The 15,600-nt window shown below is 41.1% G+C and carries 14 protein-coding genes; 3 read left to right on the top strand and 11 right to left on the bottom strand.

Annotated features, from left to right (window positions below; translation table 11 throughout):
- Nucleotides 1-129: 129 nt before the first annotated feature.
- The 3 genes from mutL to N9I19_RS01825 form a co-directional block, all read right to left on the bottom strand.
- Complete coding sequence (mutL, locus tag N9I19_RS01835) at nucleotides 130-2,070, bottom strand: DNA mismatch repair endonuclease MutL (RefSeq protein ID WP_317776838.1); 1,941 nt, start codon at nucleotides 2,068-2,070, stop codon at nucleotides 130-132.
- Between the two features lie 22 nt (nucleotides 2,071-2,092).
- Nucleotides 2,093-4,720, bottom strand: a complete 2,628-nt coding sequence (gene mutS / locus N9I19_RS01830) for a DNA mismatch repair protein MutS (protein ID WP_317776837.1) — start codon at nucleotides 4,718-4,720, stop codon at nucleotides 2,093-2,095.
- 269 nt (nucleotides 4,721-4,989) lie between these two features.
- Nucleotides 4,990-5,529 (bottom strand): outer spore coat protein CotE, encoded by a 540-nt coding sequence (locus N9I19_RS01825; RefSeq protein ID WP_089364422.1) that lies wholly within the window; start codon nucleotides 5,527-5,529, stop codon nucleotides 4,990-4,992.
- 520 nt (nucleotides 5,530-6,049) lie between these two features.
- On the opposite strand from N9I19_RS01825, the gene N9I19_RS01820 reads away from it, so the two are divergent.
- The 3 genes from N9I19_RS01820 to N9I19_RS01810 all read left to right on the top strand — a co-directional run bounded on the left by N9I19_RS01820 (nucleotide 6,050) and on the right by N9I19_RS01810 (nucleotide 7,011).
- Entirely contained in the window at nucleotides 6,050-6,265 is a 216-nt protein-coding gene (locus N9I19_RS01820) for a hypothetical protein (protein ID WP_317776836.1), read from the top strand.
- Complete coding sequence (locus N9I19_RS01815; RefSeq protein WP_317776835.1) at nucleotides 6,266-6,670, top strand: IS3 family transposase; 405 nt, start codon at nucleotides 6,266-6,268, stop codon at nucleotides 6,668-6,670.
- 125 nt (nucleotides 6,671-6,795) lie between these two features.
- Entirely contained in the window at nucleotides 6,796-7,011 is a 216-nt protein-coding gene (locus N9I19_RS01810; RefSeq protein ID WP_411730393.1) for an integrase core domain-containing protein, read from the top strand.
- A 100-nt stretch (nucleotides 7,012-7,111) separates the two neighbouring features.
- Here N9I19_RS01810 and N9I19_RS01805 read toward each other — a convergent pair whose 3' ends face one another.
- From N9I19_RS01805 to spoVS, 8 genes are all read right to left on the bottom strand, one after another.
- On the bottom strand, nucleotides 7,112-7,540 hold the full coding sequence (locus tag N9I19_RS01805) for a YlbF/YmcA family competence regulator (protein WP_061462481.1): 429 nt from the start codon (nucleotides 7,538-7,540) through the stop codon (nucleotides 7,112-7,114).
- Nucleotide 7,541: 1 nt separating this feature from the next.
- Nucleotides 7,542-9,086 (bottom strand): tRNA (N6-isopentenyl adenosine(37)-C2)-methylthiotransferase MiaB, encoded by a 1,545-nt coding sequence (gene miaB, locus N9I19_RS01800; protein ID WP_089364420.1) that lies wholly within the window; start codon nucleotides 9,084-9,086, stop codon nucleotides 7,542-7,544.
- Nucleotides 9,087-9,594: 508 nt separating this feature from the next.
- Nucleotides 9,595-10,635 (bottom strand): L-threonine 3-dehydrogenase, encoded by a 1,041-nt coding sequence (tdh, locus tag N9I19_RS01795; protein WP_284472094.1) that lies wholly within the window; start codon nucleotides 10,633-10,635, stop codon nucleotides 9,595-9,597.
- Between the two features lie 236 nt (nucleotides 10,636-10,871).
- On the bottom strand, nucleotides 10,872-11,204 hold the full coding sequence (locus N9I19_RS01790; RefSeq protein WP_317776834.1) for a hypothetical protein: 333 nt from the start codon (nucleotides 11,202-11,204) through the stop codon (nucleotides 10,872-10,874).
- A gap of 116 nt (nucleotides 11,205-11,320) precedes the next feature.
- On the bottom strand, nucleotides 11,321-12,187 hold the full coding sequence (locus tag N9I19_RS01785; protein ID WP_057913339.1) for a 2-oxoacid:ferredoxin oxidoreductase subunit beta: 867 nt from the start codon (nucleotides 12,185-12,187) through the stop codon (nucleotides 11,321-11,323).
- Nucleotides 12,174-13,931, bottom strand: coding sequence for a 2-oxoacid:acceptor oxidoreductase subunit alpha (locus N9I19_RS01780; protein ID WP_061462478.1), 1,758 nt, complete (start codon nucleotides 13,929-13,931; stop codon nucleotides 12,174-12,176). The genes N9I19_RS01785 and N9I19_RS01780 overlap by 14 nt, the downstream gene beginning before the upstream one ends.
- Nucleotides 13,932-14,148: 217 nt before the next feature.
- Complete coding sequence (locus tag N9I19_RS01775) at nucleotides 14,149-15,084, bottom strand: dipeptidase (protein WP_061462477.1); 936 nt, start codon at nucleotides 15,082-15,084, stop codon at nucleotides 14,149-14,151.
- A gap of 138 nt (nucleotides 15,085-15,222) precedes the next feature.
- Nucleotides 15,223-15,483 carry a stage V sporulation protein SpoVS gene (gene spoVS / locus N9I19_RS01770; protein WP_029281188.1) on the bottom strand — a complete coding sequence of 87 codons (261 nt, stop codon included), beginning with the start codon at nucleotides 15,481-15,483 and terminating at the stop codon, nucleotides 15,223-15,225.
- Nucleotides 15,484-15,600 lie beyond the last annotated feature (117 nt).

Genomic DNA, 15,600 nt, shown 5'->3' with positions numbered 1-15,600 from the left:
AGTCTCGCACTTCCGCTCCAATCAACCTTAAATAGTTTCGTTTTAAAAACAACAATCTTTACGAAAAGAGCCTTTAATAAAAATAACACTGGAGAGTCCTTGTAAATAAGGGTTCTCCAGTGTTTATTATTACATGATCCTCTTGAACATTTTCTCCATTTCATAAATGGAATAAGAGATGATGATAGGTCTTCCATGAGGGCATGTGAAGGGATCGGTTGTCCGTCTTAGTTCATCCAAAAGTGCTTGAATTTCATCATTGCGCAGATGACGGTTTGCCTTAATGGAGGCTTTACAGCTCATCATGATTGCTGCTTCCTCGCGCAGTTTTTTGATGTCTACCTTTTTCATCGATAACAATTGTTCGATCATTTCTTCCAGTATTTCCTGTTCAATTCCTTTAGGGAACCATTGAGGATGCGATCTGACAATATAGGCGTTATAGCCAAACTCCTCTAAAAAGACGCCGACTCGTTCCAACTCATGTCGATATTCATTTATCCGGATACATTGGTCAGTCGAAAATTCAAGCGTGATGGGTACGAGCATATCCTGTAGCTCGTTTTCGACTCGTCCGACTTTTTCTTTAAAATATTCGTATTTGATCCGTTCCTGGGCAGCATGTTGGTCTATGATATACAAACCTTTTTCGTTTTGGGCAAAAATATATGTTCCATGCATTTGCCCAATTGGGTACATGGGAGGGATTCGACTCTCCGACTCATCCTCCTCGATTTCTTCCTCTTGCTCGACAGTGTAGGTTGTATATTTTTCAGCCGATTCGAAATATGGTTTTCTTTCATCTTCTGGTAAGACCGGTATATAGGCATCTCCCATTTGCTGCTGTTCATTGCTGTAGATTAATTCCTTTATCGGTTCGAGATTGAATTCTTCAACATGATCCTCATAATTCTTTTGTCCCTGCTTTTCCCGGATTAAGGTATCCTTCAAGAGTGAAGCTTCTTTCTTGGCTTCTTCAAGGATACGCTTCCCCTTTTCCACGACATGGTCCAAATCCAGAGTAGTTTGCTCACTTTTCACCTGTTCCGGCTTTGGTGCAGGTGTATATCCACTAGGAATGAGAGATAGCTTTTTAAACGCAGATTTAATCGTTTCTGATACAAGACTGTAAAGCTCCTGTTCCTTACTGAGCCTTACCTCCATTTTGGATGGATGGACATTGACATCGACAAGAATCGGATCCATTTCAATATTCAACAAAGCAATTGGAAAACGGCCAATTGGGAGAAGTGTATGGTACCCATCCAAGATCGCTTTCACGAGTGCATAGTTTTTTATGAAGCGGCCGTTTATCATGGTTGATATATAATTCCTTGAAGCCCGGGTGACCTCCGGCATAACTATATATCCGGATAATTTGAAGTCCAAAGAGCTTGCCTGAATCGGAATCATCTTTTTGGCGATATTCGTCCCATAGATTGCTGCTAGCACCTGCCTGACATCACCGTTACCATTCGTATGCAGGATACGCTTCTCATTGTGGGATAACCGTATAGAAACATCCGGGTGCGAAAGTGCGAGCCTGTTAGCGACATCCGTAATATTTCCTAGCTCGGTATGAATGGTTTTCATATATTTCAACCTTGCAGGAGTATTGTAAAACAAGTCGGAAACCAGGATATCCGTTCCCTTACGGCTGGATGAAGCCTCGAGTTCTTTAACCATGCCGCCTTCAAGAAGTATGCGCGTTCCTACACCTTCGCCAGTGCTGCTTTTCAATTCGAAACGGGAAACTGAAGCAATACTGGGCATCGCTTCTCCCCGGAAGCCCAGTGTTCGAATTCGGAAGAGGTCATTTTCATCTTTTATTTTACTTGTGGCATGACGTTTAAATGCTGCCTCAATGTCATCAGCCAAAATCCCATCGCCATTGTCCACGATCCTAATGGAACCAAGTCCAGCTTCCACCAATTCAATCTCTATAATGGTACTGTTTGCATCTATTGCGTTTTCCACAAGTTCCTTAACGACTGAGGCAGGGCGTTCTACAACTTCGCCAGCTGCGATTTTATTAGATAAAGCCTCGTCAAGCTGTATGATTTTCCCCATTTTTATCGCCTCGCTTTTGTTCTCATTTTAGTTTCTTTTGTAATTTATAAAGAATATTCATCGCCTCAAGCGGCGTCATTTCAAGGATATCCAGTGATTTTATGTCGTCCAGCACCTTATTTTCCTTAGGTGAAGAATTCACTCTTCCCTTAGGAGCCTCTTCCCCAAAGAAGGAAAGCTGTGCTTCATTGACTGATGTTACAGGAGCTGCTTCGGCGATAGGTGCTTTTACAACAGCAGCAGGCTGCTCATGCATCCCCTTTTCTTGTCCATTTTCATTCTCTAACTTCGCTAAAATAGCAGCGGCCCGATCAATTAACTGCTTCGGTAAATCAGCAAGCTTTGCCACGTGAATTCCATAACTTTTATCTGCTGGCCCTTCTTTAATTTTATGAAGGAAAACGACATTTCCATTTTGCTCAATAGCACTTACATGGATATTTTTCAATTTAGGCAGTTCCGATGCCAATACCGTCAATTCATGATAATGAGTCGAAAAGAGGGTCTTTGCCCCAATTTCTTCATGAATATATTCAATGATGGCCTGGGCAAGTGCCATCCCATCGTAAGTTGATGTTCCCCGCCCGATCTCATCAAATAATATCAAACTGTTTTCAGTCGCATTCATAATGGCATTTCTTGCCTCAAGCATCTCGACCATGAATGTACTTTGACCGGAAATCAAATCATCAGCAGCGCCAATCCTAGTAAATACCTTATCAAAAATAGGCAATTCAGCTATACTTGCGGAAACGAAGCATCCAATCTGCGCTAGAATCGATGTTAGTGCAAGCTGGCGCATATACGTGCTTTTACCCGACATATTGGGCCCTGTGATCAAGAGTAGCTCCCGTTCTCCATCCATAAAGCAGTCATTTGGGACATACTCCTGTGATTGAAGGACTTTCTCCACTACTGGATGCCGGCCTTCCTTCAGGACGATTCTTCGATCATCAGAAAAGACAGGCTTCACATAATGGCGTTCTTCGCTAATCGTCGCAAAGCACTGCAGGACATCCAATTCACTGACGCCTTTCGCCAAATCCTGTAAGCGCGGGATATAGCTTTTGACCTCTTCACGAAGATTGAGGAATAGGTCATATTCCAAACTGATGCTTTTTTCCTCTGCTTGTAAAATCAAAGCTTCCTTTTCTTTTAATTCAGGTGTGATATAACGTTCGGCATTCGTTAAAGTTTGCTTCCTTTCATAGCGCCCTTCTTCAAGCAGGTGCAAATTGGCTCGTGTGACTTCAATATAATAGCCAAAAACACGATTATAACCGATTTTCAATGATCTGATTCCTGTACGTTCCCGCTCTTCACGTTCCAGCTGAGCAATCCACGTTTTCCCGTTCCTGCTGGCATCCCTGTATATATCCAGCTCCTTATGGAAACCGTCCTGAATGATATTCCCTTCCTTGACGGACAATGGCGGGTTTTCAACAAGCGCTGTTTCAAGCAAATCCGTCACTTCTTCACAAGGATCCAATTTTTCGGCAAGAATTGAAATATCATGATCGGAAGCCATTGACTTCACGATTTCACGAATGATTGGCACCTGTTGCAATGAACGCTTCAATTGAATCAAGTCCCTAGCGTTTACATTCCCGAAGGCGACCCTTCCGGCCAGCCTCTCCAAGTCATACACTTCCTTCAGGCGTTCACGTAAGTCTTGCCGTTCGAAGTATTGATTTTTCAGGGTTTCAACAAGGTTTTGCCTCCGCTCGATCTGGTTTTTATTAATGAGCGGTCTATCAATCCATTGCTTCAGCATCCTTCCGCCCATAGCTGTTTTCGTTTCATCAAGCAGCCATAATAATGAGCCTTTTTTACCTTTGGAACGAATGGTTTCAGTCAACTCCAAATTGCGTTTGCTATAATAATCAATTTTCATATATTGTGACGTTTCATATGCAAGCACTGGCTGTAAATGATCCAGGCTGCGTTTTTGGGTACGGTATAGATAATTCAATAAACGTGAGGTCGTTGTCGCCAGTTTCTGGTCTTTTAACAGTTGAAGCAATGCAGCGAATGACTCGCTTTGAACCAAATTATTCTCTAGGGACAGAGCGGCAGCTCCCCGTTCTTGCAGCTTTTTTTTCCATTCTTCATTGAAATCTTCAGCGATGACCACTTCGCTAGCACCAAGGATGGCAAATTCATTCAGAACTTCTTCAAAACTCTCAATCAAAGTGACCTTATTTTCCCCTGTCGATAAATCATTGTATCCAAAGCCAAACTGACCATCCGTAAAATAAGTGATGGTGGCAATATAATTATTTTCCTTTTCTCTAAGGCCCTTACTGTCCATTTTCGTTCCCGGAGTAATCAGCTGGACAACTTCCCTGCGTACCACACCTTTGGCTTGTTTGGGATCCTCAGTCTGTTCACAAATAGCTACTTTAAACCCTTTTTCTATCAATATATCAATATAATTAGGAGCCGAGTGATAAGGAATCCCGCACATCGGAATTCGATCTTCACTACCACCTTCTCGGCTCGTTAATGTGATTTCGAGCTCCTGTGATGCATTCAGTGCATCGTCAAAAAACATTTCATAAAAATCGCCTAAACGAAAAAATAAAAAGGCATCTTGATACTCTGCCTTAATTTTTAAATATTGCTGTATCATCGGAGTATATCCAGCCATTCTTTCAAAACCTTTCCAAACTAAAATCTATTACCCATTTATGTCCTTCATTATAACATACGGGTAAGCAACATTGCCTGTATTCGAAATTGAATGTAAATCAATTATCCTGTGGGATTAAACTGTTGAATGCTAGTTAAGTATCTGCAAAAATATGTACACGGATATAGTATCATTTCAATCTTATTTTTTTGATAAAGGACTTGCCCCGCTTCAAAATAAATAAAACCGGATGAAGGGAATGTCATCCGGTAGTTACTTTCTATATTCTATTCGTCTTCGAATTCATCAAGGAAATCCGGATCTAAATCTTCAAATTCCTCATCATCGAAATCAGAGCCCCAGTCATCCTCACAGCGGCCATCTGGATTAACAGCGACACAAATTTTCGTTTCGCCGACGACTTCCACAAAGAATTCCCTTTCCACATGGACAATTATTTTTTGTCCACATGGGGAGATGCAAGCTTCTAAACAATTCGGCTGTTGGACAGCTTTTGCAACGATTTCATGGTCATCTTGACAATCGGGATCACGGTATTTCAGCGAAATCACGTCGGTATATTGCACTTTTTCAGTTACAACTTCCGTCTTTGAATTATGGTTATAAGAATACCAGACGTTGATTTCGTAGCTGCCGTGAATTTCTACCTTTTTGCCGACTTTCTTTGCATCGTATTTATGGTTGATGATCCAACAACCTAGAATGCTAGAAGGATGATGAGCCGGGCAAATGGTGTGAGAGGACTTTGTGAATTTACGTCCCTTTGCCACCACCGCTTTAGTAATTATCTCTCTATATTGTGACATGCTAGCGAACCCTCCTCATACAGTTTCCATTCATCCTATGCGTGGTAAAAGTCTAGTGTGCGTAGAATTTTAATTGTTTGAAAACTGCAGTAATGTTTTAAACCTAGGTTATTTTATGCGCATCTTTTGGGATATGTGTCACGAATGGGCGCTGTATAAGGATTTCCAAGTATTAAAAAAGCCCTTCTAAATTGAACTATGGCCCTGATAGCTGACACATAAAAAAGCGTCCCTTTTCCGGTTTATTTATGTTCCAATAGGAGTAATGAGTATGGACGGAGGGGGTCAACGAGTAAGAATACATATACTGATTTACAGATTAAAGAACTTGAAAAGAACCCAAAAATCATAAGTGCTTCAGAGTGTTCTATTTTCCTATAATCCTGAATTTAAAACAAAAGCTATTAAGGAATATAAAAAGGGGAAATCCCCCTCTCAAATTTTCATAGAACATGGATTCAATCTCGAAATCATTGGTAAGGAAAAACCTAAGCGTTGTCTACAGCGCTGGCGTGATACCTTGAAAGGTTTGGTGGAGGAAGGCTTCCTGAACGCCGTGGAAAAGGAAAGATGCCCTTCTTCTAAGGCACAGTCTGCAGAGGATCAACTTAGGAAGGCCGAAGCGAGAATCAAATTCCTTGAAACGGAAAATGACTTCCTAAAAAAGCTGGAAGAGTTAGAAAGGCGGGCGTTGAAAAAGAAATCATTTTCACTGCAGCTGAGAAGTTCTATCTGATTGAAAGAACGATCAGGCAATACCAGTAAGAAGGCTGTTTCCTATCTATGCAAATTCGCTGGTGTAAGTCGAAGTGGCTACTATGATTGGTTAAAGGCAGCTCCAACCCGTAAGCTACGCGAAGAACAGGATGATTTGGACATAAAATTAATTAAAAATATACTCCTCAGTAAAAAGGAAAAAGCAGGCGCCCTCCAGATCAAAATGGTTATGGAAAATGATCATTCGGCCGTCATGAATCATAAGAAAATCAGACGGTTGATGGCAAAATATAATCTCTTCGCAAAAATCAGAAGGGCCAAACCGTCTCGAAAGATGGCTAAGACAACCAAGGAGGAGCACCTTACTTGTCCAACCTTCTTAATCGTGAATTCAAACCGAGGGAGCCAGAGGAAATTCTGCTAAAAGATATTACCTATCTTTATTATGGAAAGGGTCAGCTTATTTATCATGCGTAAAAGATGCGGCCATAAAAGAAATAGTTACGTATCATTTATCCACTCCATTAGATATGAATATGTTTATGAAACATTAAACAAGCTAAGGCAGACTGTGAATCACGAGTTCCATCCGAGTGCAATCCCCGTAAGGGAAACTGTTGGGATAATGCGCCGATGGAAAGTTTTTTTGGCCACTTTAAAGATTTAGCAGAATATAAAACATGTACTAATTTAACGGATGTGAAGGAAGAAGTTGATCGAGTTATTGAAGAATACAATGAGTCTCGTTATCAATGGGGACTATAGAAAATGGCCCCGGTACAATACCGGGACCACCTATTAGCCAATTTTTTTATACTGTCAAAAAAATGGGGTACACTTTAAAATCAGTAGGGCTTTTTAATATTCATGAACAACTTCCGCCGCCGGCTTGCACCTGTGAACCTGTCTCACCGCGAAGGACGTCGCCTTCAGTCGATTCAATGATCAGGTCCGTTACCTTATTCGATACTTGTGATGAGACCATTTGCAAAAGATCATTTACATCAACTTGGGATTGTTTGAATTCTTGGACGATCGGTAGTTCATCCAATTGTTTTTCCAGTGCATCGATTTTAGCCTGAACTTGGTTGTATGCTTTTTCTTTTCCGTAATGCTGGAAGTTTACCGCCTGTTTTTGCAAGCTCTTGATACTGGCGATCATTTCACGGATTTTTTGGTTTTCATTGATGTGAGCTTCTGCCCGTTTAAAGAAATCGACTTCTTCCGTGCTCGCAATCATTTCAGCAAGCTCTGCCGCTTTTGACAGTATGTCATCTTTAGTATATTTAGTCATATTACTCCACCTCAATCGCCGTTGCTTCTTCAACCATATCCCCATTTAATGACCATGTTTTCGTTCCAGTGATTTTCACTTTTACGATTTGGCCAATTGCCGATTTTGGTCCTTTGAAGTTCACGAGCTTATTTTTCGTTGTATAACCTGCTAATATTTCCGCATTCTTCTTGCTTTCGCCTTCAACAAGCACTTCAACAATCTGCCCATCATACTCTTTCATTTTCAATGCACACGTTTCATTGACAAGGGCATTCAAACGTTGCAGGCGTTCCTTTTTCACTTCCATCGGTACATTATCCTGCATTTTCGCAGCCGGTGTTCCCTCACGTGGTGAATAGATGTAAGTATATGCTGCATCGAAACCAACTTCACGGTATAAAGACATCGTCTCTTCAAAGTGCTCTTCCGTTTCATTCGGATAGCCTACAATGATGTCAGTTGTTAGCGATGCACTTGGGATTGCTTCCTTAATCTTTTTTACTAGCTCTAAATATTGTTCTCGTGTATATTTACGGGCCATGATTTTAAGTGTTTCCGTACTTCCCGATTGAACTGGAAGATGGATATGGTCAACGAGATTTCCCCCTTTAGCCAGAACTTCAATCAAGTGATCATCAAAGTCACGGGGATGGCTGGTCGTAAAACGAATACGCGGAATATCGATTTTGCGGATTTCATCCATCAAATCACCGAAACGATATTCAATATCCGCAAAGTCTTTACCGTATGCATTCACATTCTGTCCAAGCAGGGTTATTTCCTTGTAACCCTGAGCCGCTAAATGACGGACTTCTTGTATGATATCTTCAGGTCTGCGGCTTCTTTCTTTACCCCTTGTGTAAGGTACGATGCAGTATGTACAAAACTTATCGCAGCCATACATGATATTGACCCATGCCTTCGTTTTGCCTTTACGCACTTTCGGAAGGTTCTCGATTACATCACCTTCTTTGGACCAAACCTCAATGACCATTTCCTTGGAAAGATAAGCTTCATTAAGAATTTGCGGCAGCCGGTGGATATTATGCGTTCCGAAAATCATATCTACAAAATGGTGCTTCTCTAGAATCCGCTTTACAACAGACTCCTCTTGCGACATACAACCGCAAACCCCAAGCAAAAGATCCGGCTTTTCCAATTTCAATGATTTCAAATGGCCCAATTCACCGAACACTTTATTCTCTGCGTTTTCCCGAATCGCACAAGTGTTAAGTAATATGACGTTAGCATCATCCACCGTGTTTGTAGGCTCATAACCAAGTGCCGTAAAGATGCCCGCCATGACTTCTGTATCATGTTCGTTCATTTGACAGCCATATGTACGAATGTAAAACTTTTTGCCTTCTCCCATTCCACGGAAACCTTCAGGAATTGCAAAGTCATCATGGTATTCTACTTCTTCTTTTCCTCGCTTTTTCGCATCTTTTAGGGAAGGCGGAATATAAACGGCTTGAAAGTACTTACTGAAGTCCTTATCGGATTTTTTGTCCGCTGGATTTTCAGCCTGTACTTGTTGTGATTCTAATCGTTGTTTCTCGTTCATAGTTAATCTCCTTTCAAAATAGTTAGTTTATTTCTTCACCAACTATTTCAAGACCTATCTTCTAATGGTTTTATACGGTTTCTTTTTAAGAATTTCCAGTAAATATTAGCTTTTAATTGTGATATATCCACATTAACTTAGTATAAAGCTTTTAACAGCAAGAAACAATCATTCTGTCGTGCCTTCTTCAATTGTAAGAAATTTTTCACAAACGCGGAAAATAAGAACAAGAAAGAAGAGGCTTGATTCGCATATTCAATATGACGATATTAGCCTCTTCTTATTAAATGATAGGATGATACTATTCCTTCACAGCTATTTTAAATGCAGACCATGCGCTTTACTCGTGGGTTTGAGCTTTACTCGTGAATTTAGGCACTTTACTCGTGAGTTTGATCACTTTACTCGTGAAATTGAGCATTTTACTCGTGAGTTTGTGCATTTTACTCGTGAGTTTGACCGCTTTACTCGTTTATTTGGTTGTTTTACTCGTGAACCTTCAAACTCTTTATGGGGTTAGGAGCACCTTGCCACACTGACCTTTGATCATCAGTTCAAAACCCTTCTCAAAATCGCTTAGTGAAAATCGGTGTGTAATCATTGGTTTTACATCAACATTGCCACTCCCAAGCAAACTTGAAACCTGTTGCCAGGTTGAAAACATTTTCCTTCCGGTTATTCCTTGGACAGTAAGACCCTTGAATACAATATCATCCGTTATATTAAGCGTGACCGGCTGAGATGGCAGACTTAGAATGGATATCCTTCCACCATTCGTCGCCATCTTAAACCCTTGTTCAATAGCTGTAGGATTACCGCTCATTTCGCAAACCACATCCACCCCATCCGAATTTGTGAGGCCTTTCGTGATTTCCAGTGGATTTTGTTTAATTGAATGTATGAGGTCTGTAGCCCCCATCTTTTTGGCAAGCTGAAGCCGATAATCATTAATATCAAGAGCGATCACTTTATCGGCACCTGCAGCCTTTGCTACAGCAACTGCCATAAGCCCAATTGGACCACAGCCGATTATGGCCACCGTTTTACCTAGGACCTCTCCAGCAAGCACTGAATGTACGGCATTTCCCATCGGTTCTTGGATGGTAGCTATATCGAGTGGCATACCAATTGGATTTTTCCATAGATTCTTGGCCGGCAGAGCTATATACTCTGCAAAGCATCCCTGTTTATCGAGTCCGATAATATTTGTTTTTTTACAAATATGGAATTGGCCGGTTAAGCATTGCCTGCATGTACCGCAAACTATATGTGTTTCGGCAGATACACAATCACCAACTGAAACATTGCTCACATTTTCTCCTATCTCCATTACTTCCCCAGCAAATTCGTGTCCAAAAACGTATGGTGGATTCACTCTTCCCTGCGACCATTTATCCCAGGTGAAGATATGAATATCCGTTCCACATATAGAGGTCATCTTTACTCGAATCAAGACCTCGTCCTCACGAATATCCGGAATATCGACAACTTGTAATTGTGCCCCATATCCTCGGTGATGTTTGACGACTGCTTTCATTTTCCCTCTCAGCATATACACTCCCCCTGAAATAGGGCTGCTCTTTTCACCTGCCTTAATATGTAAAGATATGAAAAACTAATTAAAAAAATACCTAATCGCTTTTGTATCGGTCTTTTGTACAATATTAAAATTGATTTTGGGCATTCGTACATTTTTGTTAAATGGGTCATGTTTCTATAGCATCTCGTCCGCTCTCGAATAAGATATCTTGTACAACAAAAATAATTGAAGGAGTGGCTTATATGTCATGTTCTGGAAACCATAATCATGATCATCATGGTAACAACAATAATAACGATAGAATCGCAGACGATTTTTGTCGTGCTGTGAGAGGTTGTAATAGGCGCGACAGAGATCGTGACCGCGATCATGACCGTGACCGCGATCGGGATCGGGACCGCGACAGAGATCAACACCATCACCACCATCATCATCATAACAACAACAACAACAACTGTTGTTGTAGAAGAAGGAATCGTTGCTGTTTCTTCGGTTTCGGTGGCGGCTTCGGTGGCCGTTGCGGTGGCGGTTTCGGTGGCGGTTGCGGTTTTTAACCGTAACTTCGGCAGATGCAACAACGGTTGTTAAGCTAAGCCAGTCGTAAGTCTTCTAGCATGTGGCCTATCTACTGGAGAGCCTAATAATTAACCACAAAAAAGGTTCACCCCATCTTAAGGGGCGAACCTTTTCACTTTTACATAAATTCAGCAACGAGCTTATCAAAGTGCGCTTGATCCAGTGTCAAATCGGATTTATTTAACGCTTTTTCAGCATACCCTGGCACTAATTCCTGGTACGAAGGACGTGAAGAGTCTTGATAGATAATACCTGTCACAAGGCTGTCATGTTTCATCAAAGTCTGCATGGCCTGTTCTTTATTTGATGAATCATAGCCTTCAATCGTGTTCAATTTAGTTAAGTTTTGTTTAAACCAATCATACGTATTAATCTTATTATATGTTACGCAAGGAGAGAAAACATTGATAAAGGAAAACCCTTTATGGTTTATCCCTGCTTCAATGATCGCTGTCAGGTCTTTCAAGTCAGTGGAAAAGCTTTGGGCGACAAACGTAGCGCCAGCTGACAAAGCTAATTCCATAGGTGAAACAGCCTGTTCTATTGATCCTTCTGGAGTAGATTTCGTTTTAAATCCAGCAGCAGATCTAGGTGAGGTCTGGCCTTTTGTCAAACCATAAATTTGGTTATCCATGACAATATAGGTAATGTCTATATTACGACGGATCGCATGAATAGTGTGTCCCATCCCGATTGCAAAACCATCTCCGTCACCGCCTGAAGCTATAACGGTCAATTCACGGTTGGCCATTTTCACTCCTTGGGCAATTGGCAGAGAGCGGCCATGGATTCCGTGGAAACCGTATGACTTGATGTAACCGGATATACGTCCTGAACAGCCGATACCGGAAACAACAGCCAGATTCTCCGGCTCCAATCCTACATTGGCTGCCGCACGCTGCATGGCAGCCTGAACGGAGAAATCTCCGCAGCCAGGACACCAGTTAGGTTTTACATCATTACGAAACTCTTTAAACGTTGCCATATTCGAACATCTCCTTGCATTGTGTGTGAATTTCATGCGGGAGGAATGGGTTGCCATCATATTTTAGGATGCTTTTAATTTTATTAACATGTCCGACATTCATCTTGATAATATTAGCCAATTGTCCAGTCGCATTATTTTCAATAACTACTACTTTCTTAGCACTTTGCACCAACGATAGGACTTCATCAGCCGGGAAAGGATGAATCAAACGGATTTGCGCATGATTCACTTTCATTCCATCCGTTTCTAACCGGCCGATCGCTTCATCAATGGTTCCGCGTGTAGAGTTAAAACCAAGAATTAATAAATCCGCTTCTTCATGCGGTGTGTTTTTGTATACTGGTGTTTGGAATGTGTTAGTTAAGTTATTCAGCTTACGCATCCGTTTATCCATTTGCACTTTACGATTCAAAGCCGTCTCAGAAGGTCTACCCGTTTCGTCATGTTCAACACCGGTAACATGGTGAATTCCATTTTTCATACCAGGAACTACACGTGGTGAGACCCCGTCTTCCGTTACTTTATAACGCTTGAAGTAAGATTTGTTTTCAGCCTCTTCAATTTCAAAGTCCACCAATTTACCGCGTCTTATCTCCACTCTGCTGTAATCAAGCGGCTGAACCGTTTGTTTACCTAGTGATAGCTGTAAATCGGATAAAACGATAACTGGACATTGATATTCCTCTGCAAGATTGAATGCTTCCGCCGTATCATAAAAAGCTTCTTCGACTGTACTTGGAGCCATTACGATTTTAGGGATTTCACCATGAGTACCATAAATCATGGCCATTAAATCGGATTGCTCCTGTTTTGTCGGAAGTCCCGTAGATGGACCGCCACGCTGAGTATCGACAATGACAATTGGCGTCTCGGTAATGCCCGCTAAACCAATCGCTTCCATCTTCAAGGAAAGTCCAGGCCCAGCTGAAGCAGTGATGGCACGTACACCACCATAGTTTGCACCAATCGCCATTGTAGCCGCTGCGATTTCATCTTCAGTCTGTATGACCGTCCCACCCAATTGAGGAAGTTTTTTAATCAGGTATTCCATAATTTCCGAGGCTGGAGTAATTGGATAAGCGGCCATGAAGCGGCAACCGCCTGCAACTGCACCTAGAGCGATAGCATCGTTCCCGATCATGAACAATCGTTTTTGGCCGTCTGCTTTTTCAAGCTCCATTGCGCCCAGTTTTTCTCCAAGCATCACTTCCATTGCCTTATAGCCAGCAGTAATGGCTTCCATATTCTTCTTTACGATTTCTTCACCTTTGCGGCCGAATATTTCATCCACCACATCGTTGAATACGGAAATTTCCATTCCTAGAACAGCACATGTCGCACCGATAGCGACCATATTTTTCATTAAAGATGTTCCTAATTCGGCTGCTATTTCCGTAAATGGAACAATATATAATTCTGCCTTTGTATCTTCTGGGCAGACAGGTTTGAATTTTGCATCTGCGATTATGATGCCACCCTCATGTAATTCTTTATAATTGACGTCAATTGTTTCTTGGTCAAAAGCAACTAAGATGTCTAAATCATCAGAGATAGCACGAGTTTCCGTAGTACTTACACGAATTTTGTTATTCGTGTGTCCACCCTTGATTCGGGATGAGAAATGACGGTAGCCATACAAGTAATAACCTAAGCGATTGAGGGCAATACAGAATATTTCTCCTGTACTTTCAATACCTTCACCTTGTTGTCCGCCAACTTTCCATGAAAGTTGATTGATCATGTCTTACACTCCTTTAGGACGTTCGTATATAAATGCATTTAACCGCCCCTCCCTTCAGAACATTCGACTATGTATAATTAATCGTTCTAATTTAGGAAAGGTGTACTAAACGCTTTCAATTCTATCGGTTAAATCATTAAATTGCAACCTTTTTGCTTTTGTTTTTTATATTTTCAGAATATTTATTCATATCTATATAGTAAGAATTGAAAATCACTTAAGATAATTCCTGTTTAAGCGGAAAATTACGAGTGAAATTACCAAAAAGGAGACCTTTTACGAACTCACTTGAATAAAGCATGTTGAGTTCATTGATAAAATTATGATAATCCTTATATGACATTAAATTTTCTACCATATGATCGATTCCATCGAAGTCAGACCCTAATCCAATTTGTCTTTCCCCGCCCAAACTGCATATATGTTCTATATGTTTCAAGATATCCTTTATCGAAGCCGATTCACCATTAGATAGGAATTGAGGGACAAAGGTTACCCCTATCACTCCATTTTTTTGCAAAAGTGCTTTTATCTGGCCGTCTTTTAAATTTCGCGGATTCGAACAAAGCTGATAGGCATTCGAATGGGAGGCAATTGGGAATTTCGCCTTCTTTAAGGTGTCCCAAAATCCAGCTTCAGATAGATGGGATAAATCACACCAAATTGATTTCTCATTCAAAAGCGCGACCACCTCCGTTCCAAACCCTGTCAATCCGCCCCCTCTTGATTCTAATGCCCCATCTGCTACCAAGTTAGCGTAATTCCAAGTTAAACCTACAGAGGACACTCCAAGATGAATTAGTGTTTTCAGTTTCAATAAATCATTTCCAATGCAATCGCATCCCTCTAAGGTTAGCATCGCACCGATTTCCTTTTCTTTTAGAGAATCGATGTCTGCTTTGGTCTTTATAAATTTCATTTCCGGCTCTGATAAAATCTTTTCATGAAAAATATCCACCATCGCCAAAGCCGCTTGAAATCTCATATCCGGGTGGACATTCTCTGGAATATAAATCGCAAAACATTGGACTTTTCCTCCTTCATCCAATAACCCCCGCTTTGTTATATGTAATTTATCACTATCTAAAAAAGAAATATCCGGATCTTTGAACATCTTCATCAACACATCACAATGTGCATCAAAAATCGCCAATGTAATCCCCCTTCCTGCCCTTATCTATTTAGAGATCATATATTCCATTATAAAGCGATCTCGATTTTTCGTCATTTGGATTTCAGGACAAAAAAGAGCCTGCTCGCCATCCGACAAACAGGACACCCACCCATAAAATTATCTTGGTTCAATGATTAGCTTTATAGCAGTTCGTTCTTCGCCATCAATAAGTATATCTGTAAAGGCAGGAATACAAATCAAGTCAACTCCACTAGGTGCGACAAACCCTCTTGCGATTGCTACTGCCTTGACGGCTTGATTTAACGCACCTGCACCGATTGCCTGAATTTCGGCTGCTCCTCTTTCTCTGAGCACTCCCGCTAGTGCGCCTGCTACAGAATTAGGATTAGATTTTGCTGAAACCTTTAATATTTCCATTCCTAGTCCTCCTTGTTTTCCCTGCCGATTATAATCTTTGGCTCAATAGTTATAACACTTTCCACTGCTACTATATTCATCAAGTAAAACTTGTATGACAAAGAAAACCTGGATTGT

The sequence above is a fragment of the Peribacillus sp. CSMR9 genome, assembly GCF_033141925.1.
GTDB classification, from domain to species: Bacteria; Bacillota; Bacilli; order Bacillales; family DSM-1321; genus Peribacillus; species Peribacillus simplex_A.
This window is presented reverse-complemented; position numbering and strand designations above follow the sequence as displayed.

What these genes read in the sequence shown, in the direction of transcription:
- spoVS (WP_029281188.1), bottom strand. Translation starts at nt 15,483, where the DNA reads ATGGAAATATTAAAGGTTTCAGCAAAATCTAATCCTAATTCTGTAGCA.
- miaB (WP_089364420.1), bottom strand. Translation starts at nt 9,086, where the DNA reads ATGAACGAGAAACAACGATTAGAATCACAACAAGTACAGGCTGAAAAT.
- N9I19_RS01780 (WP_061462478.1), bottom strand. Translation starts at nt 13,931, where the DNA reads ATGATCAATCAACTTTCATGGAAAGTTGGCGGACAACAAGGTGAAGGT.
- N9I19_RS01805 (WP_061462481.1), bottom strand. Translation starts at nt 7,540, where the DNA reads ATGACTAAATATACTAAAGATGACATACTGTCAAAAGCGGCAGAGCTT.
- N9I19_RS01825 (WP_089364422.1), bottom strand. Translation starts at nt 5,529, where the DNA reads ATGTCACAATATAGAGAGATAATTACTAAAGCGGTGGTGGCAAAGGGA.
- mutL (WP_317776838.1), bottom strand. Translation starts at nt 2,070, where the DNA reads ATGGGGAAAATCATACAGCTTGACGAGGCTTTATCTAATAAAATCGCA.
- mutS (WP_317776837.1), bottom strand. Translation starts at nt 4,720, where the DNA reads ATGGCTGGATATACTCCGATGATACAGCAATATTTAAAAATTAAGGCA.
- N9I19_RS01785 (WP_057913339.1), bottom strand. Translation starts at nt 12,187, where the DNA reads ATGGCAACGTTTAAAGAGTTTCGTAATGATGTAAAACCTAACTGGTGT.